The sequence below is a fragment of the Nocardiopsis sp. NPDC006139 genome, assembly GCF_040614155.1.
Classification (GTDB): Bacteria; Actinomycetota; Actinomycetes; order Streptosporangiales; family Streptosporangiaceae; genus Nocardiopsis; species Nocardiopsis changdeensis.
The window spans coordinates 237,107-253,821 of sequence record NZ_JBEXTT010000005.1; the positions used below are offsets into that span (position 1 = coordinate 237,107).

Below are 16,715 nucleotides of genomic sequence, written 5' to 3' on the forward strand. Positions count from 1 at the left end.
CCGCCGCAGAGGGCGCCCCCTGACCGCCGGGGGCGGCACCGCCTTCGGGAACCCCCGGCCCCGGTCCGAGGCACGCCCCGCCCCCGGGAACGGCCGCCGGCCCCGCCGGAGGCCCCGCCTCCCCGCCGGGCCCGCGCCCCGTCCCGCCCCGGCGGGGTCAGGCGGTGCGGTGGGCGGCGGTCGAGCCCCGCACCACCAGCTCCGGGGTGAACAGCAGTCGCTCGTGCCGGTGCTCGGGGTCGTCCAGCTCCGAGTTGAGCAGCCGCATCGCCGCCCGACCCAGGTCGTACTTGGGCTGGGCGATCGTGGTCAGCCCCGGGTGGATCAGGTCGGCGAAGTCGACGTCGTCGTACCCCATCACCGAGATGTCGTCGGGCACCCGCAGCCCGCGCCGCCCCAGGCCCTTCATCAGCCCCAGGGCCAGCTGGTCGTTGGCGCACAGCACCGCGCCCGGGCGCTGGCGGGGCCCGCCCGCCAGCACCTCGTCCACGGCCTGCTCGCCCTGCCCCGGGTTGAGCTGGCCGCGTTCGACGAGCCGCACCGACGTGTCGGGGTCCATCCCCGCCTCCGCGAAGGCGGCCCGCAGCCCCTCGTGGCGCAGCCGCACCTGCTCGATGGAGAACGGGCCCGACAGGAACGTCACCCGCTCGTGACCCAGCCCGATCAGGTGGCGGCCGGCGATCAGCCCGCCGGCCAGGTTGTCCACGCTGACGCTGCACCCCGTGTCCTCGCCCACGTCGCCCCGGTCCAGGGCCACCCAGGCGGTGCCCTGGCGGCGCAGCCACAGCAGGTCGGACAGGTCGTCGTCGACGGGCATCACCACCGCGCCCGCGGCGCGCTGCTCGGCGAGCAGCCGGATGTTGCGGCGCTGGCGCTCGCGCGCCTCGGCGGAGTTGAGCAGCACCACCGCCAGCCCCTGCGTGGCCGCCTCGTCCTCCACCCCGCGCGAGACCTCGGTGAAGAAGGGGTTGGTCACGTCCAGCACCAGCAGCCCCACCGAACTGCTGCGCCCCGAGCGCAGGCTGCTGCCGGAGGAGTTGCGCACGTAGTCCAGCTCGGCGATCGCCCGCTCCACCCGCTGCCGGGTTCCGGCGGCCACCCGCTCGGGCCGGTTGAGCACGTTGGAGACGGTGCCGGGGGAGACGCCCGCGTGCCTGGCGACCTCGGTGATCCCCACCTTGGGATGGGAAGGACGGGTACTGCTGGACAAGGGGGTCTCCCGGATGGTCGGGGGCGAGGGCCCTCGCATGGTATCGGCGTGCTCCCGGCCGGGCCGGGACCGCTTGCGAACCCATGGTCACACCGCGATTGAAACGTGTCAATGAAAGTGCTCCGGAGGGGCGCCGGGGTGTCGGGCGCCGAGGACGGCGCCTTGTCCGGTCCGGTTCCGTTATGCGGTTGACACCTGGGGTTTTCTTGGTGATCCCCTTGACTGGCCGGTGTGTGCCACTTAACATCCACTTCATATTAAAACGTTTTTGAGGGGTGCTTCGGGAAACTCCCGACGGACCCCGCACCGGAGAAGGAGGGCCACGTGGACCCATCGGAGGTCCCCCCGCCCCTCGCGCTGGTCGACGTCACCAAGTCCTTCGGCAGCGTCCGCGCCCTGCGCGGCCTGTCCCTGGAACTGCGCGCGGGAGAGATCCACGCCCTCGTCGGGGAGAACGGGGCGGGCAAGTCCACCCTGGTCAAGACCATCGCGGGCGTGCACCGCCCGGACACCGGGCAGATCCTGTCAGACGGGGAGCCCACGGTCTTCACCGCCCCCGCCGACGCCCAGCGCGCCGGGGTCGCGGTCATCTACCAGGAGCCCACGCTCTTCCCCGACCTCAGCGTCGCCGAGAACATCTTCATCGGCCGCCAGCCCCGCACCCGCCTGGGCACCATCGACAGGGCGCGCGTGCGCGCCGAGACAGCCGAGGCCTTCGCGCGCCTGGGCGTCGACATCGACCCCGACCGGCCCGCCAACGGCCTGTCCATCGCCGACCAGCAGCTGGTCGAGATCGCCAAGGCCCTCACCCGGCGGGCGCGCGTGCTCATCATGGACGAGCCCACCGCGGCCCTGTCCGGGGTCGAGGCCGAGCGGCTGTTCACCGTCGCCCGCACCCTGCGCGACGCCGGGTCGGCGCTGCTGTTCATCTCGCACCGCTTCGACGAGGTGTTCTCGCTGTGCGACCGCATCACCGTCGTCCGCGACGGCGCGTTCGTCTCCTGCGACCCCACCTCCGAGCTGGACGTCGACACCGTCGTGCGCCGCATGGTCGGCCGCGAGGTCACCAGCCTCTACCCCAAGGAGGAGGCCGAGCACGGCGACGTCGTCCTGGAGGTCGAGGGACTGACCCGCGCCGGGGTCTTCGCCGACGTGTCCTTCTCCGTCCGGGCCGGTGAGATCGTCGCCCTGGCCGGGCTCGTCGGAGCCGGGCGCAGCGAGGTCGTCCGCGCCGTCTTCGGCGTCGACCGCTACGACGCCGGGAGCGTCCGCGTCGCCGGGAGCCCCCTGCCCGCCGGACGGCCCAAGGCGTCCATCGGCGCGGGCATGGCCCTGGTCCCGGAGGACCGGCGCCACCAGGGCCTGGTCATGGAGGAGTCCATCGGCCGCAACGCCACCTCCACCCGCCGCCGCGCGCTCAGCCGCTTCGGCCTGCTCGGCGCCCGCGCCGAACACGCCGCGGCCCGCGAGTGGGGCGAGCGCCTCAGCCTCAAGTACGGCTCCCTCGACGACGCCGTCTCCACCCTCTCCGGCGGCAACCAGCAGAAGGTCGTGCTGGCCAAGTGGCTGTCCACCGGGCCCCGGGTGCTGTTCATCGACGAGCCCACCCGCGGCATCGACGTCGGCACCAAGGCCGAGGTCCACCGCCTGCTGTCGACCCTGGCCGGGCAGGGCCTGGCCATCGTCATGGTCTCCAGCGAGCTCCCCGAGGTGCTGGGCATGGCCGACCGGGTCCTGGTCATGCACGAGGGCCGCATCACCGCCGAACTCGACCGCGCCCGGGCCGACGAGGAGTCGGTCATGTACGCGGCCACCGGACAGCGACCGAGCGAGGCCGCATGACACACGCACCCGCCACCGCCCCCGCGTCCGCGGCCGGGGCCCCGCCCGGCAAGGGCGGCCGCACGGCCCGGCCCCGCCGCCAGTTCCGCGAGATCGGCGTGCTCCTGGCCGTCGTCCTGCTCATCGCGGCGACCTGGGCGCACAACCCCGGCTTCCTGTCCAGCCAGGGCGTGCGCGACCTCTTCCTGGGCGCCACCGTCCTGGTCATCCTCGCCGTCGGCCAGTCCCTGGTGCTCATCACCCGCAACGTCGACCTGTCGGTCGGGTCGGTCCTGGGCCTGTCGGCCTTCGGGACCGCCGCGCTGTTCGCGGCCTTCCCCGGCCTGCCCGTCCCCGCCGGCATGCTCGCCGGGACCGCCATCGGCCTGCTGTGCGGCCTGTTCAACGGCCTGCTGGTGACCACCGTCAAGGTGCCCGCCCTGGTCGTCACCCTGGGCACCCTGTACATCTACCGGGGCCTGGACCACTGGTGGGCGGGCGGCCGCCAGATCAACGCCGCCGACCTGCCCGCCGGGTTCCTCCAGCTGGGCCGGGCCGGCCTGCTGGGGATCCCGCTCCCGGCCCTGGCCGCCATCGTCGTCGCGATCGTCATCGGCGTGTACCTGTCCCGGTACAGCAGCGGCCGCGAGCTCTACGCCATCGGCTCCAACGCCGAGGCCGCCCGCCTGTCGGGCATCCCCGCCGGGCGCCGCGTCGTGCTGGCCTTCGCCCTCAACGGCGCCCTGGCCGGCCTGGCCGGGGTCCTGTTCACCGCCCGCTACGGCACCGTCGACTCCACCGTCGGCACCGGCATGGAACTCCAGGTCGTGGCCGCGGCCGTGGTCGGCGGCGTCGCCCTCACCGGCGGCGTGGGCACCGTCTTCGGCGCCGTGCTGGGCGGGATCCTGATGACCACCATCACCGCCGCCCTGCCGATCTGGCAGATCAACCCGTTCTGGCAGCAGGCCGTCGTGGGCGTGCTCATCCTCGCCGCCATCGGCCTGGACCGGCTGCTCGCGCTCCGGACGGCGCGCAGGCTTCGAGGAGGAGGTGCCCGTGGCGCCTGACAACACCGTCACCGCCCCCGACCGGGAACGGCTGCGGACCACCGCGCCGCGCTCCCCGCTCCGGTCGGCGCTGTCCACGCAGGGGCTCCCCGTCCTGGGCGCGCTCATCGTCGTCGCGGCGATCGCGGTCATGTTCGTGGACATGTTCGGCACCGCCCGCAACATCAACTTCCTGGTGCTGAGCATCGCCGCGATCGCCATGATCGCGCTGCCGATGACGCTCATCGTCATCACCGGCGAGATCGACCTGTCGGTGGCCAGCACCCTGGCCCTGACCAGCGCCACCCTGGGCATCCTGTGGGAGGCCGGGACGCCGCTGGAGACGGCGATCCTCGTCGCCCTGCTGCTGGGCCTGGCGCTGGGCGCCCTCAACGGGTTCCTCATCACCGTCTGCGGGCTGCCGTCCCTGGCCGTCACCATCGGCACCATGGCCCTGTACCGGGGCCTGGCCTACGTCCTCCTGGGCGACCGGGCCGTGGCCAGCTACCCGCAGGACTGGGTGAGCGGGGTGCGCCAGCCCTTCCTCGGCATCCCGGGGCTGCCCTGGATCGCCGTCGCGATCCTGGTCATGGCGCTGGTGTTCGCGGTCGCGCTGCACGCCACCGCGTTCGGCCGGTCCCTGTACGACATCGGCAACAACGACGAGGCAGCCCGGTTCACCGGGGTCCCGGTGAAGTGGACCAAGTTCTGGCTCTTCACCCTCAGCGGGGCCGTCGCCTCCGGCGCGGGCGTCCTGTGGACCCTCCAGTACGGCACCTCCCGGGCCGACACCGCCATGGGCCTGGAACTCCAGGTCGTCGCCGCGGTCCTGCTCGGCGGCGTGTCCATCTTCGGCGGCGTGGGGTCGATCCTCGGTGTGATGTCGGGCGTGCTGATGCTCGGCGTCATCCGCAACGCCCTCCAGCTGTTCGGCATCGGCAGCGACGTGCTCCAGGTCGTCACCGGCGCGATCCTCATCGCCTCCGTCGTCACCCCCAACATCGTGGCCCGGGTACGCTCCCGCCGCTCGCCCGCGCCCCCCACCGGAGCCGTGTCCGGTGACCGTCCACTCAACGGAGAAAAGTCATGACACACCGTCCCCGCCACCTCCTCATGGGAGCCTGCGCGTTCGCCGCCGTCCTGATGACGGCCGCCTGCGGCGGGACCACCATCGACGACGCCCAGGACTCGGGCGGCAGCGGCCCCACCGGCACCGCGGACCCCAACGCGGAGATCCCCGAGGGCCTCAAGATCGACTTCCTGCCCAAGCAGCTGAACAACCCGTTCTTCGACATCGTCAACACGGGCGGCACCGAGGCCGTCGAGGAGCTCGGCGGCACCGCCACCGAGCGCGGCGGCACCGAGGCCACCGCCGACTCCCAGGTGGAGTACATCAACGCGGCCAGCCAGGCGGGCAGCGACGTCATCGTCATCGCCGCCAACGACCCCGACGCGGTCTGCCCGGCCCTCAACGAGGCCCGCGACAACGGCGCCGCCATCGTCGGCTACGACTCCAACGCCAACTGCACCGACGTGTTCGTCAACCAGTCCTCCACCGAACTGGTCGGCCGCACCCTGGTCGAGATGATCGCCGAGGACCTGGGCGGGGAGGGCACCTTCGCGGTCCTGTCCGCCACCCCCAACGCCACCAACCAGAACGCCTGGATCGAGGCGATGGAGGAGGTCCTGGCCGAGGACGAGTACGCCGACCTGGTGATGGTCGACGTGGTCTACGGCAACGACGACGACCTCCAGTCCTTCCAGGAGATGCAGGGCCTCATCCAGGCCCACCCCGACCTGGACGGCGTGGTGTCCCCGACCACCGTCGGCCTGGCCGCGGCCGCCCGCTACATCAGCGACTCCGAGTACAAGGGCGACTTCGCCGTCACCGGCCTGGGCACGCCCAACCAGATGAGCGAGTTCGTCCACGACGGCACGGTCGACCAGTTCGCGCTGTGGAACCCGCTCGACCTGGGCTACCTGGCCGGGTACACCGGGGCGGCGCTCAAGGCCGGGCAGATCACCGGCGCGGCGGGGGAGACCTTCACCGCCGGGCGGCTGGGCGAGTTCACGTTCGAGACCGACGGCGAGATCGTCCTGGGCCCGCCGCAGGTCTTCAACGCCGACAACGTCGACGACTTCGACTTCTAGCGGGGGAGGACCGACCGTGCAACGGATCTGCTTCGTGCTGAAGGTCCGCCCGGACCGGCTGGAGGAGTACGAGGAGCGGCACGCCGACGTCTGGCCGCAGATGCGCGAGGCGTTGACCGAGGCCGGGTGGGGGAACTACTCCCTGTTCTCCGCCGGGGACGGCACCATCATCGGCTACCTGGAGACGGAGGACTTCGACCGGGCCCGTGAGCTGATGGCCCGCACCGAGGTCAACGCCCGCTGGCAGGCCGAGATGGCGCCGTTCTTCGAGGGGCTCCAGGCGGCCCCGGACGCGAGCATGGTGCCGTTGCGGGAGGTCTTCCACCTGCCCTGACCCCGCGGGAGCGAACGGCGCGGCGGCCACCGTCCAGGGCCGCCGCGCCGCCGCGTGTCATGGGGCGGGGTGGCGTGGGGACGGCGTGAGCGCGGTCCGGGGTGCCGGAGTGTCGCACGCCGACGGCGGGCCGTCCGGGCCAGGCTGGGGGTGACCGTCCCCGTCCCACACCCGAGGTGCCCGTGCAGACCGTCACCGTGATCCTGGCCGCCGTCGCGGCGCTGGTCCACGTCTACATCTTCGTCCTGGAATCGTTCCGGTGGACCGCGCCGTCCACCCGCAGAACGTTCGGGATCTCCGCCGAGGACGCCGAGACCACCCGCGAACTCGCCTACAACCAGGGCTTCTACAACCTCTTCCTGGCCGTGGTCACGGTCGCCGGGCTGGTGCTGTGGGGGCCGGTGCCGGCCGCCGGGACCGCGCTGATCCTGGCCGGGACCGGGTCCATGGCCGCCGCCGCGCTGGTCCTGGTCACCCGCGACCCCGCCAAGACGCGCGCCGCCATGGTCCAGGGGACCGCTCCCGCCCTGGCGGTGGTCTCCACCCTGCTCACCCTCTGAGGGGCGCGGGCCGGGGCGAGGTCTCCGGCCGCGGGGCCGCCGGTGCCCTGAGGGGTCGGTGGCAGGGATGCGGGCCGGTCCGGGGCGAGTGATGATCACGACCCCCGCGCGGGCCCCGTGCGGGCCTCGGCGGGGTCCCGTTTCTGCCAGAGTGAGGCCCGGGGGCACGGCCGCACCGCGTGCCCCGAGACACCCACCTGCAAGGAGGCACGCCATGATCCTCATCGTCGTCAAGTTCCGGGTCCGCCCCGAGGTCGGGGACTCCTTCCTCGACGCGGTCGCCGACTTCACCGCCGCGACCCGGGCCGAGCCCGGCAACCTGTGGTTCGAGTGGTCCCGCAGCGTCGAGCGCGAGAACGAGTTCGTGCTCGTCGAGGCGTTCAAGGACGGCGCCGCCGAGGCCCACGTGAACAGCGACCACTTCCGGGAGGGCCTGGCGGCCATGAAGCCGCTGCTCACCGAGACCCCGCTGATCGTCAGCCGGGTCGTGGAGGGCGAGGGCTGGGACCGGATGGGCGAGCTCACCATCGACTGAGGCGCGCCGGCGCCGCCTCGGCCGGCCGCCCGGGGAGGGGCCTGCGCCCCGCCCCGGGCCGGGGGCGCTCCGGCCCCCGGCGGCCGGAGCCCGGGACCGGGTCAGCGCAGGCGGAGCAGGCCCGCCGCAGTGCCCCCGAACCCCGCCCGCCGGTAGAACCCCTCCAGGTGCGGCTCGAAGTCCACGTGCACCCACTCCACGCCCAGGTCCCGCAGGTCCGCCACCAGGGCCGCGACCACCCGGCCGCCCACGCCCCGCCGCTGCGCGGCCGGGGCGACGGCGGTGTCCAGCAGGAACGCGTGCCCGCCCCCGTCCCAGACCGCGTGCACGAACCCGGCCAGGCGCCCGTCGTGGAACTCCCCGGCCCAGGACCGGCTGTGCCGCCGCAGCCGCTCGCCCCAGGGCACGAGCGCGTACGGGTGCCCGAACGCGGCGGCGTGCAGCCGCGACACCTCGGCGTCGTCGACGGGGAAGCGCGTGCGCAGGTGGCGCTCCATCAGCCGCCCAGGGAGCGCTTGAGGATCTTGCCCATGTCGTTGCGGGGCAGCGCCGCCACCACGCGCAGGGCGCGCGGCCGTTTGTGCGGGGCCAGCTGGGCGGCCACCAGGTCGGCCAGCTCCTCCAGCGTGGGGGCCTCGCCCCGGGGCACCACCCAGGCCACCACCCGCTCGCCCAGGTCCGGGTCGGGCTCCCCGGTCACCGCCGCCTCCGCCACCGCCGGGTGCGCCAGCAGGACGTTCTCGATCTCCCCGGCGCCGATCTTGTACCCGCCGCTCTTGATCAGGTCGGTGCTCTTGCGCCCCACCAGCCGCACCGATCCGTCCGCCGCGCGCACCGCCATGTCACCGGTGCGGAACCAGCCGTCGGCGGTCATCGCCTCGGCCGTCGCCTCCGGGCGGTTCAGGTAGCCGGTGAACAGGTTCGGCCCGCGCACCTGCACCTCGCCCACCGCCTCCGGGTCGCCCGGCGGCAGCGGCGTCCCGTCCTCCTCGACCAGCCGCAGGTCCACCCCCGCCAGCGGGGTGCCCACCCCGCCCGGCGCGGAGCCGTCCCCGGGGCGGACCGAGGTGTTCATCAGGGTCTCCGACATCCCGTACCGCTCGACGACCCGGTGCCCGGTGGCCGCCGCCAGCCGCTCGTGGTCGGGCAGCGGCAGCGCCGCCGACCCCGACACCAGCAGGCGCGCCCCCGCCAGGGCTCCGGCCAGCTCCGGGTCCTCCTCCACGGCCAGCGCCAGGCGGTGGTACATCGTCGGCACCCCGAACAGCAGGGTCCCGCCGCCGCGCAGGGCCGCCGCCACCGCCGAGGGCTCGAACCGCCCCGTGTGGTGCAGCGTCCCGCCCCGGCGCAGCGGGCCGAGCACCCCCAGCACCAGGCCGTGCACGTGGAACAGCGGCAGGGCGTGGACCAGCACGTCCTCGTCCGTCCACGACCACGCCAGGGCCAGCGCGTCCAGGGTCGAGGTCACCGCCCGGCGCGGCAGCAGCACGCCCTTGGGCGCCCCGGTGGTCCCGGAGGTGTAGACGATCAGCGCCGTCGACTCCTCGTCGAACTCCCGGTGCGGTGGTGCGGCGTCCGGGGCGGGGGAGGCGTCCACGTCGACCCGGCGCAGCCCGTGCAGCGCCTCGGGCAGCTCGGCGCCGGGCGGGGCCAGCAGCAGGTCCGGGGTGCTGTCGTCGACGATGTGCGCCAGTTCCCGGGCCCCCGACCTGGGGTTCAGCGGCACCGCCGCCGCCCCGGCCAGGACCGCGGCCACCACGGCCACGCACGTCTCCAGGGCCGGTACCGCCCACACGGCGACCCGCCCGCCCTCGGGCAGTCCGGCGGCCAGCCGGGAGGCGGCCGACGCCAGTCCGCGGTAGGTGAGGGAGCGGTCGCCGAAGACCAGGGCGGTCCGGTCGACGGGATCGACGACGAGCGGGAGCACGGCGGGTTCCTTCCCGGGGGCGACAAGGGATCGTCCCATCTCTATCGCACCCGGAGGGCACCGGTCGCCCGCGCCCCGGCTCCACGGCGTGTGGAACCGGACCGGGGAGCGCCCGTGCGGCCGTGGGCGGGGTGGGCCCGGCCCACCGCCGCCCACGGCCGCGGACCGGTCGGCGCCCCCGCGATCGACCGGTCCGGCGGTGTCCGCCCCGTGCCCGGGCGCCGTCTCCCGCCCGGGGCGGGCGGGTGGTGCGGGCCGGGGCCGGCGGGCGGGCTCAGAGGCCGCGGCGGTGGTGCCCGCAGCGCGGCCCGCTCCGGTTCACGCGCAGGCCAGGACCGTGAACAGCACGGTGACCGGCAGGCCCGCGTAGATGCCGCGCAGCACGGTGACGTGCTCGCGCCCCTGGACCCGGTGCGACTCGCGCACCCCGGCCAGCAGCATCCGCCAACGGGCGGGCACCGCGCCGGTGGCGGGGCCGGGGGAGGGGATGCGCACGGGCCGGTCTCCGCCGCCGTCCCCCTCGCGGCCGACGGTGTCGTCGGCGGGGCCCGCCGGGGCGGAGGGGTCCGAGGAGCGCGCGGAGTGCGCGGAGTGCGCGGCGGGTTCGGGGTCCGTGGCCGGGGCGGGGGCCTCGGTGCCGCCGGGGGCCAGGACCGCGTAGTGCACGATCATCCGGCCGTCGGTGTCGGTCACGCACGCGGTCAGTCCGGGCCACAGCGACGGCTCGCGCTCCAGCAGGGCGGCGATGTGCCGCGCGGTGACGATGACCTTGCGGGGCCCGCTCACCGACAGGGGTTCGGCGGGCGGCCGGGGCGGTGCCGGGGGCGCCGGCGGGGCCGGCTGCGTTGCGGGCACCCGCGGCCGGGCGGGCGCGGCGGTGCGCGCGGGCGCGGAGAGCGGATCGGAGGACGGTTCCCGCGGGGGCGGAGCCGCGGGGAGGGGTTCGGAAGAACGATCGGAACTGATTCGGAGGGTGTTCATTCGAATCCTCTTTTCGGGGGTCCGTGCCGATCCGGCGGCGGTTCCGGTATTCCTGATTCTCTTCGTGCTTTCTCCACGTACCGATTGAGTGATTCGCAGGTGATCCGACGTATCCACTTCTTCGGGCCGACCTTCACCGATTCCAGCTCCCGTGCGTAGCAGAGTTCGTAGACGACCCTTTCCGAAAGGTCCAGGATTTCCGCTGCTTTGCGTACGCTGACCAGGAGTTTGGGAATCTCGACCACGTGGGTTTCCCGGTGCTCGATCATGGGGGTGAATGTAGCAATGCGGGAGAGCGGCGGACAAGGCCGGGGCCTGGGGTTTTTGTTCCCTATGTTCTTTTTCGGGACCCTGTCGGGGGTCAGTGAAAAAGAATGCGGCAGTGCAGGGGCCTGCGAGCCCCTGTCGGTCTCGCCGGGTAAAGTTCGGGGAAAGGGGGCTTTGTTCGCGCTTTACCGTGCGCTTTTCGCCGGCGGAGGCGGGGCGCCGTTCCGGGGCGGGGGAGCGGTGGCGGAGGGCGCGCCGGAGCCCCGGCCGGGATTCCGGCCGGGGTTCGGGAGGGCGCGGGTCAGACGGCGGACCAGCCGTTGTCGACCGGCAGGATCGCCCCGTTGACGTTGCTCGCGGCGTCCGAGGCCAGGAACACGATCGCGGCGGCCAGCTCCTCGGCGGCGGCGATCCGGCCGATGCCGTTCGCGTACCGGCCCAGGGCGGTCGGCCCGTCCACGCTGGTCGGAGTGCCGACGGCGATGTTGGTGGCGGTGCCGCCCGGGGCGACCGCGTTCACCCGGATGCCGTGGTCGCGGTACATGACGGCGGTCGACTTCACCAGCCCCATCACCCCGTGCTTGGAGACGGTGTACGCGGTCCCCGACGCGCCGCCGCGCAGGGACGCCTCCGAGGCGGTGAACACGACCGACCCCGAGCCCTGCTCCTTCATGATCGGCAGGACCGCGCGGGTGAGCAGGAACGGGGCGGTGAGGTTGACCCGGATCAGCCGCTCCCACATCTCGTCCCCGACGTCGGCGGTCGCGGACATGTCGTCCATGATCCCCGCGTTGTTGACCAGCACGTCGACGCCGCCCAGCTCCTCCACGGCGGTGCGGACCACCTCGGCGACGACCTCCGGCGCGCTCAGGTCGCCCACGACGGCCTGCGCCGCGACGCCCGCGGCCCGCGCCTCCTCGGCGGCGGAACGGGCGCCGTCCCCGTTGATGTCGGCCACCAGGACCGAGGCGCCCTCGGCGGCGAAGGCCAGGACCGCGGCGCGGCCGATGCCCGAGCCGCCCCCGGTGACGATGACCTTTCTGCCCTTGAGACCCGTCTCCATCGCTGCCCCCTCGTTCTGTACGGCGGCCCCTCCGGCCGCGCACGCCATCCTACGTCTTTTTGTCGCTGAGTGACATTTTGTCTGTCAGTGACATAGGGGATAGGCTGATCCGGGTGTCGGCGGCGAAGGGGAGGGCGGGGACGATGGAGGCGGTGGCGAAGGGCAGGCCGCCCATGACCGAGCGGCGCAAGCGGATCATCCGGCTCCAGATCGCCCGTGCGGCCATGGAGCTGTTCGCGGACAGGGGCGTGGCCGGGACCACCGGCGACGACATCGCCCGCGCCATCGGCATCTCCACGCGCACGCTGTGGCGCTACTTCCCCAACAAGGAGGGCTGCGTCCGGCCGCTGCTCACCAGCGGACTGGAGGTCATGGCCGACCACCTGCGCGGCTGGCCCGCCGACCTGTCGCTGGTGGACCACCTCGACCGGGTCGGCGCGTTCGCCGGGGGCGGGGAGGCGGTGGAGGAGCCGGTGGCCGCACTGATCCGCATGACCCCGCACGAGCCCGGGCTGATGGCCGTCTGGCTGGACGTGCACCGGGCCGCCGAGGACGTGTTCGCGCAGATCCTCGCCGAACGCGTGGGCGTCGGCCCCGGCGACTTCCCCGTGCGGGTCCGGTCCGCCGCGCTGAACGCGGCCCTGCGCGCGGCGGCCGAGCGGCAGGCCCTGCACGGCGGCGAGCCCGCCGGGACGGGCGCCCTGCTGCGGGTCGCGCTGACCGCCCTGGCGGACGGGTTCGGCCCGGTCCCGCCCGGCGGAAGGTCATGAACGGCTCCGGAACAGTGTGTTGAACAGGCGTTTCCCGGGTCTTACCGATACCGTGCCGCGGGTACCGTGACCGGATGAGCACCACACCGGAAGACAACACGGGACGCGAGGACACCGGCCGGGCGCCGGAGGGGGCCGGACAGCCGACCTTCGAGCCCGCGACCGCCGTGGCCGAGGCGCCCGAGGCCGAATACGGCGCGTCGGAGCAGTACGAGGGGGAGGTCTCCGACGAGGAGGGCACCGGGGCGGCCGCCGCTGAGCCCGCGGTCGGGGGCGCCTTCTCCGCCGAGACCTTCGCGCTCGTCGGCGTCGCCCTGCTCGCCGTGACCATCCTGTCCGGGCAGCTGGTGCAGATCCTCACCAGCATGATCCTGGTCGGCGGCGAGCCGATCGCCGCAGAGCAGATCGCCCAGATCCGGATCCAGATCGCCGCGGGCGGCACGCTGGCCCTGCTCACCGTGGTGACGTCGCTGCTGTCGCTGCTCCTGGGGACCGCGACCACGCGGCCCTGGGCCAAGTGGGCCGCCATGGTCGGGATCATCGTCGGCGTGCTGTTCGTGCTCGCCGGGGCGGCCGCCTTCCTGCTGATCCCGGAGGCGGCCCCGCCGCAGCCGATGATGCCGCCCTTCTAGGGGCGCCCGCGCAGCCACTCCCCGGCCCCGGACGGCTTCGGCCCTCCGGGGCCCTTTCCGTTGGCGGGGGCCTTTCTGTTCCCGGAGCCCTTTCGTTCCCGGGAGCGGTCGTCCGGCCGGACGACCGCCGGGCGGGGCGCCCTCCCGCGCCGCCCCCACCCTCCGCCCGGCCCGCTCGCCCCTGCCGGCCGTGCGCGCTGGCCGGGGCGTCCCCTTGGCCGGGGTCGTCCGCCTGCGCCGACCCGGCGCCCGCGCCCCCAGTACCGTCCAGGGCGTTCGCCCGCGTGCCGACCCGGAGCCCGCACCGCCCACCTAGGCCATACATGTCACCCGCGCTGACCAGGCAGACCTGGGCGCCCGGGTCGGCTGGGGCGGACGGTGCGCTCGGGGCGGCCGAGATGGGCAGGGTGCCTCGGGACAGTCGGGGTGCCCGGGTCGCCAGGGCGCGGCAGCCGAGCTGACCGGGGTGCTCAGGACGGCAGGAGCAGCCGGGTTGGCTGAGGTGGTTGGGATGGCTGGGGCAGGCAGGGCAGCCGGGGTTCTTGGGACGACTGGCGTGGGCGGAGCAGCAGGGCGCGGGCGATCGGAGCGGGCAAGGTGGCCGTGGGTGAGTGAGTCGGCCGGGGCTATCGAGATTACCGGGGTGTCTGCGGCAGTTGGGGTGACGGGTGCTCGGGGTGGCTGAAGCGGCCGGGGCGGGTCGGGGCGGTGGCTAGGGGCGGAGGCCGGCGAGGAGGACGTCGACGAACAGGGCCCGGTCGTCAGGGTCCGGTTCGTCGGCGTCCGCGTCCGGGGCCGAGAGACGGATGGCGTACTCGATCCCGCAGATGAGCCGCTCGATCCGGTCGCCCGACAGGTCGGTGCGCACCACCCCGGCGCGCTGCGCGCGTTCGAGTACGTCGCTCAGCCCGTCGAAGGTGGCGGCCTTAAGCTCGGTGATCTCGGGGCTCATGTCCTGCTCGGCGAGCAGGACCGCCTGGAGGCCGCCCGACTCCAGGTGCAGGTCCACCACGGCGCGCAGCGCGCTCTCGAAGGCGCGCGCCGGGTCGGGGTCGACGGCGGCCTCGACGGCGATCGCGTTCAGCCGGTGCAGGGCGTCCCGGGTGAGCTCCTCCACGAGCGCGTGCGCCGTGGCGAAGTGCCGGTAGACGGTGCCCACGCCCACCCCCGCCTCGCGGGCCACCTCGTTGAGGCGCAGATCCCTGGGGTCGGCGCGGCGGGCCGCCGCCAGGATGCGGTCGCGGCTGCGAGCGGCGTCGGCGCGGAGCGGGGTCGAGGTCATGTCCGGGATCCTATCCGGCCGCCCGGGAAACGGATGAGGGATCCGGATCACGTCCCCCTCTGCAAAGGAAGCGGATAGCTCATCCGTTTTGAGTGCTAGGGTCAGCGGATAAGTTATCCGTTTTTGGGTGCGAGGAGCAGGCCATGGCGCGCAGGTCACAGGACACACAGAAGGCACGGGGGATACAGGAGGAACAGGAGGTCTGGGATCCGGCGCGGATCCCCGACCAGCGCGGCCGCACCGTGGTGGTGACCGGCGCGACCGCGGGCGTCGGGTACTTCGCCGCCGAGCAGCTCGCCGACGCGGGCGCCCGCGTGGTGCTCGCCGGACGCTCGCCCGAACGCCTGCGGACGGCCGAGGCGGCCATCCGCACCCAGGTACCCGATGCCGCCCTGGACCGGGTGGTCGTCGACCTCGCCTCGAAGGCCTCGGTGGCGGAGGCCGCCGCCGCACTGAGGGAGCTCGACCGCATCGACGGCCTGCTCCTCAACGGCGGCTCGATGGCCATGAAGGCGTCAGAGGTCACCGTCGACGGCCTCCCGATGCAGCTCGGCACGCACGTCGTCGCCAACGTGGCCCTGACGGCCGGGGTGCTCCCCGCCCTGGTCCGCACCGGCGAACGCGGCGGCGCCCCCGCCCGGATCGTCCACACCTCGACGGGGTTCGTCGACCTGCTCCGCCGGCCCGTCACCGACGTGCACGGCACCTCCCGGATCGGCGTGGTCGCCTACAGCCGGGCCAAGGCGCTCACGGAGGTGTTCGGGTTCGAGCTCGACCGGCGGCTGCGCGCCGCGGACGCGCCCGTGCGGTCCCTGGTGGTGCGTCCGGGCATCGGCGTGGACGCCAGGACCCCGCACCGCCCGGGCATCCGCGACCACACGGTCCCGGTGCGGCGCAACCCCTACACGCCGTGGGCGCAGGGCAAGGACGCCGCCGCCTGGCCCGCGGTCCGGGCCCTCACCGATCCGGGCGTCCGGGGCGGCGAACTCTACGCGCCCGCGAACGGCAGGCGCGGCGTGCCGGTGCGGATCGAACCGCGGGAGGCGGCCCCGCCGGAGCTGGTCGGGGAGCTGTGGCTCCGCCTCGAAGAGCTGGCCGAGGTCACGGTGCCCGTTCCGGACCCGGCGCGCTCGGGCCCGGCACACCCGGACCCGGTGCACCGGGACTGAGCCGCGCGGCGGCCGCCCTCGGGGGCGGAGCGCCGGCGGGCGGATTATTCCCCGCTCCCCGGAGGCCGGGGCCGTTCCTTGACCTCAAGCCGGGTTGAGTTCTTAGCGTCGTCCCCAGCCGCCCGGGAGGGACCGGGCCGGGAAGCGAAGGGGATCCACGATGACGACACTCGTGACGGGGGCGACCGGGAACACCGGACGGCACGTCGTGGCGGAGCTGCTGCGCCGCGGCGAGCGGGTGCGGGCGCTGACCCGCGACCCGGCCGCCGCCCGCGACAGACTCCCCGCCGGGGTCGAGATCGCCGCCGGAACGCACACCGCCCCCGCCGAACTGGGGGCCGCGCTGGCCGGTGTCGACCGCCTGCACATCACGGTGACCGCCGGGCTCGCCGAGGTCGGCCCCGAACTCGTGCGGCGGGCCGTCGACGCCGGGGTGTACCGCATCACCGTGGTGTGGGGCGGCGGCGTGGGACCGGTGGAGCAGGCCGTGGCGGACTCGGGGGTGGACTGGACCCGACTGGAACCCCAGGAGTTCATGTCCAACACGCTGACCTGGGCCGATGCGATCCGCAAGGAAGGGGTCGTGCGCGAGCCCTACGACTTCCCCAGCGCCCTGGTCCACGAGGGCGACATCGGGGAGGTGGCCGCGATCGCGCTGCTGGAGGACGGCCACGCGGGCAGGGCCTACAACCTCACCGGGCCCGAGGCGCTCACCCCGAGCGAGCGCGTCGCGGCCCTGTCCCGGGCGACCGGCCGCGACATCGCGTTCGACCGCATCACCCACGAGCAGGCCGTCGAACGGCTGACCGCCACCGGGGTGCCACGGGAGGACGCCGAGTACGTGATCGGCTGGTACGCCGCCTCCGACCCCGCCTCCAGGACCGTCGACGGCACGGTGGAACGGGTGACGGGGCGCCCCGCCCGCACGTTCGCGCAGTGGGTGCGGGAGAACCTCGACCGGTTCTGA

General features: G+C 74.1%; 18 protein-coding genes. 11 read left to right on the forward strand and 7 right to left on the reverse strand.

Translation table 11 applies throughout. The features are described 5' to 3' along the window. Window positions 1–157: 157 nt before the first annotated feature. Window positions 158–1,249, reverse strand: coding sequence for a LacI family DNA-binding transcriptional regulator (locus tag ABZ249_RS08875; RefSeq protein ID WP_355259335.1), 1,092 nt, complete (start codon window positions 1,247–1,249; stop codon window positions 158–160). A gap of 285 nt (window positions 1,250–1,534) precedes the next feature. On the opposite strand from ABZ249_RS08875, the gene ABZ249_RS08880 reads away from it, so the two are divergent. From ABZ249_RS08880 to ABZ249_RS08910, 7 genes are all read left to right on the forward strand, one after another. After that, entirely contained in the window at window positions 1,535–3,052 is a 1,518-nt protein-coding gene (locus tag ABZ249_RS08880) for a sugar ABC transporter ATP-binding protein (RefSeq protein ID WP_355259338.1), read from the forward strand. Then, the gene (locus ABZ249_RS08885) at window positions 3,049–4,098 is read left to right on the forward strand and encodes an ABC transporter permease (protein WP_355259341.1); all 1,050 of its coding nucleotides are present in this window, start codon (window positions 3,049–3,051) and stop codon (window positions 4,096–4,098) included. Before ABZ249_RS08880 ends, ABZ249_RS08885 begins: the two co-directional genes overlap by 4 nt. After that, window positions 4,082–5,167: an ABC transporter permease gene (locus ABZ249_RS08890; RefSeq protein WP_355259344.1), complete on the forward strand. Its 1,086-nt coding sequence runs from the start codon at window positions 4,082–4,084 to the stop codon at window positions 5,165–5,167. The genes ABZ249_RS08885 and ABZ249_RS08890 overlap by 17 nt, the downstream gene beginning before the upstream one ends. Further along, on the forward strand, window positions 5,164–6,228 hold the full coding sequence (gene rhaS, locus ABZ249_RS08895; protein ID WP_355259347.1) for a rhamnose ABC transporter substrate-binding protein: 1,065 nt from the start codon (window positions 5,164–5,166) through the stop codon (window positions 6,226–6,228). Before ABZ249_RS08890 ends, rhaS begins: the two co-directional genes overlap by 4 nt. Window positions 6,229–6,244: 16 nt before the next feature. Then, on the forward strand, window positions 6,245–6,562 hold the full coding sequence (locus ABZ249_RS08900; protein ID WP_220561605.1) for an L-rhamnose mutarotase: 318 nt from the start codon (window positions 6,245–6,247) through the stop codon (window positions 6,560–6,562). Between the two features lie 182 nt (window positions 6,563–6,744). After that, the gene (locus ABZ249_RS08905; protein WP_220561604.1) at window positions 6,745–7,122 is read left to right on the forward strand and encodes a DUF1304 domain-containing protein; all 378 of its coding nucleotides are present in this window, start codon (window positions 6,745–6,747) and stop codon (window positions 7,120–7,122) included. A 214-nt stretch (window positions 7,123–7,336) separates the two neighbouring features. After that, a complete protein-coding gene (locus ABZ249_RS08910) occupies window positions 7,337–7,657 on the forward strand; it encodes a putative quinol monooxygenase (protein ID WP_220561603.1) in 321 nt (106 codons plus the stop codon). A gap of 101 nt (window positions 7,658–7,758) precedes the next feature. Here the strand turns inward: ABZ249_RS08910 and ABZ249_RS08915 are convergent, their stop codons facing one another. From ABZ249_RS08915 to ABZ249_RS08935, 5 genes are all read right to left on the reverse strand, one after another. Continuing rightward, window positions 7,759–8,154: a GNAT family N-acetyltransferase gene (locus ABZ249_RS08915; protein WP_355259352.1), complete on the reverse strand. Its 396-nt coding sequence runs from the start codon at window positions 8,152–8,154 to the stop codon at window positions 7,759–7,761. Then, on the reverse strand, window positions 8,154–9,584 hold the full coding sequence (locus tag ABZ249_RS08920) for an acyl-CoA synthetase (protein WP_355259355.1): 1,431 nt from the start codon (window positions 9,582–9,584) through the stop codon (window positions 8,154–8,156). The genes ABZ249_RS08915 and ABZ249_RS08920 overlap by 1 nt, the downstream gene beginning before the upstream one ends. Before the next feature lie 318 nt (window positions 9,585–9,902). Beyond that, on the reverse strand, window positions 9,903–10,370 hold the full coding sequence (locus ABZ249_RS08925; protein ID WP_355259358.1) for a hypothetical protein: 468 nt from the start codon (window positions 10,368–10,370) through the stop codon (window positions 9,903–9,905). Window positions 10,371–10,561: 191 nt separating this feature from the next. Next, window positions 10,562–10,834 (reverse strand): helix-turn-helix domain-containing protein, encoded by a 273-nt coding sequence (locus tag ABZ249_RS08930; RefSeq protein WP_355259361.1) that lies wholly within the window; start codon window positions 10,832–10,834, stop codon window positions 10,562–10,564. Between the two features lie 299 nt (window positions 10,835–11,133). Next, window positions 11,134–11,895 carry an SDR family oxidoreductase gene (locus ABZ249_RS08935; RefSeq protein ID WP_355259364.1) on the reverse strand — a complete coding sequence of 254 codons (762 nt, stop codon included), beginning with the start codon at window positions 11,893–11,895 and terminating at the stop codon, window positions 11,134–11,136. Between the two features lie 173 nt (window positions 11,896–12,068). Between ABZ249_RS08935 and ABZ249_RS08940 the strand changes: the two genes are divergently transcribed. Further along, window positions 12,069–12,665 (forward strand): helix-turn-helix domain-containing protein, encoded by a 597-nt coding sequence (locus tag ABZ249_RS08940; RefSeq protein ID WP_355259600.1) that lies wholly within the window; start codon window positions 12,069–12,071, stop codon window positions 12,663–12,665. A gap of 74 nt (window positions 12,666–12,739) precedes the next feature. Next, complete coding sequence (locus ABZ249_RS08945) at window positions 12,740–13,297, forward strand: hypothetical protein (RefSeq protein ID WP_355259367.1); 558 nt, start codon at window positions 12,740–12,742, stop codon at window positions 13,295–13,297. A 712-nt stretch (window positions 13,298–14,009) separates the two neighbouring features. Here ABZ249_RS08945 and ABZ249_RS08950 read toward each other — a convergent pair. Then, the gene (locus tag ABZ249_RS08950; protein WP_355259370.1) at window positions 14,010–14,579 is read right to left on the reverse strand and encodes a TetR/AcrR family transcriptional regulator; all 570 of its coding nucleotides are present in this window, start codon (window positions 14,577–14,579) and stop codon (window positions 14,010–14,012) included. A gap of 143 nt (window positions 14,580–14,722) precedes the next feature. On the opposite strand from ABZ249_RS08950, the gene ABZ249_RS08955 reads away from it, so the two are divergent. Next, window positions 14,723–15,748, forward strand: a complete 1,026-nt coding sequence (locus ABZ249_RS08955) for an SDR family NAD(P)-dependent oxidoreductase (protein ID WP_355259373.1) — start codon at window positions 14,723–14,725, stop codon at window positions 15,746–15,748. Between the two features lie 160 nt (window positions 15,749–15,908). Continuing rightward, window positions 15,909–16,715 carry an NmrA family NAD(P)-binding protein gene (locus ABZ249_RS08960; protein ID WP_355259376.1) on the forward strand — a complete coding sequence of 269 codons (807 nt, stop codon included), beginning with the start codon at window positions 15,909–15,911 and terminating at the stop codon, window positions 16,713–16,715.

Excerpts from the sequence above, each read along its gene's own strand:
- ABZ249_RS08875 (WP_355259335.1), bottom strand. The coding sequence starts at position 1,249 with ATGCGAGGGCCCTCGCCCCCGACCATCCGGGAGACCCCCTTGTCCAGC.
- ABZ249_RS08885 (WP_355259341.1), top strand. The coding sequence starts at position 3,049 with ATGACACACGCACCCGCCACCGCCCCCGCGTCCGCGGCCGGGGCCCCG.
- rhaS (WP_355259347.1), top strand. The coding sequence starts at position 5,164 with ATGACACACCGTCCCCGCCACCTCCTCATGGGAGCCTGCGCGTTCGCC.
- ABZ249_RS08910 (WP_220561603.1), top strand. The coding sequence starts at position 7,337 with ATGATCCTCATCGTCGTCAAGTTCCGGGTCCGCCCCGAGGTCGGGGAC.
- ABZ249_RS08915 (WP_355259352.1), bottom strand. The coding sequence starts at position 8,154 with ATGGAGCGCCACCTGCGCACGCGCTTCCCCGTCGACGACGCCGAGGTG.
- ABZ249_RS08930 (WP_355259361.1), bottom strand. The coding sequence starts at position 10,834 with ATGATCGAGCACCGGGAAACCCACGTGGTCGAGATTCCCAAACTCCTG.
- ABZ249_RS08935 (WP_355259364.1), bottom strand. The coding sequence starts at position 11,895 with ATGGAGACGGGTCTCAAGGGCAGAAAGGTCATCGTCACCGGGGGCGGC.
- ABZ249_RS08940 (WP_355259600.1), top strand. The coding sequence starts at position 12,069 with ATGACCGAGCGGCGCAAGCGGATCATCCGGCTCCAGATCGCCCGTGCG.
- ABZ249_RS08945 (WP_355259367.1), top strand. The coding sequence starts at position 12,740 with ATGAGCACCACACCGGAAGACAACACGGGACGCGAGGACACCGGCCGG.
- ABZ249_RS08950 (WP_355259370.1), bottom strand. The coding sequence starts at position 14,579 with ATGACCTCGACCCCGCTCCGCGCCGACGCCGCTCGCAGCCGCGACCGC.
- ABZ249_RS08955 (WP_355259373.1), top strand. The coding sequence starts at position 14,723 with ATGGCGCGCAGGTCACAGGACACACAGAAGGCACGGGGGATACAGGAG.
- ABZ249_RS08960 (WP_355259376.1), top strand. The coding sequence starts at position 15,909 with ATGACGACACTCGTGACGGGGGCGACCGGGAACACCGGACGGCACGTC.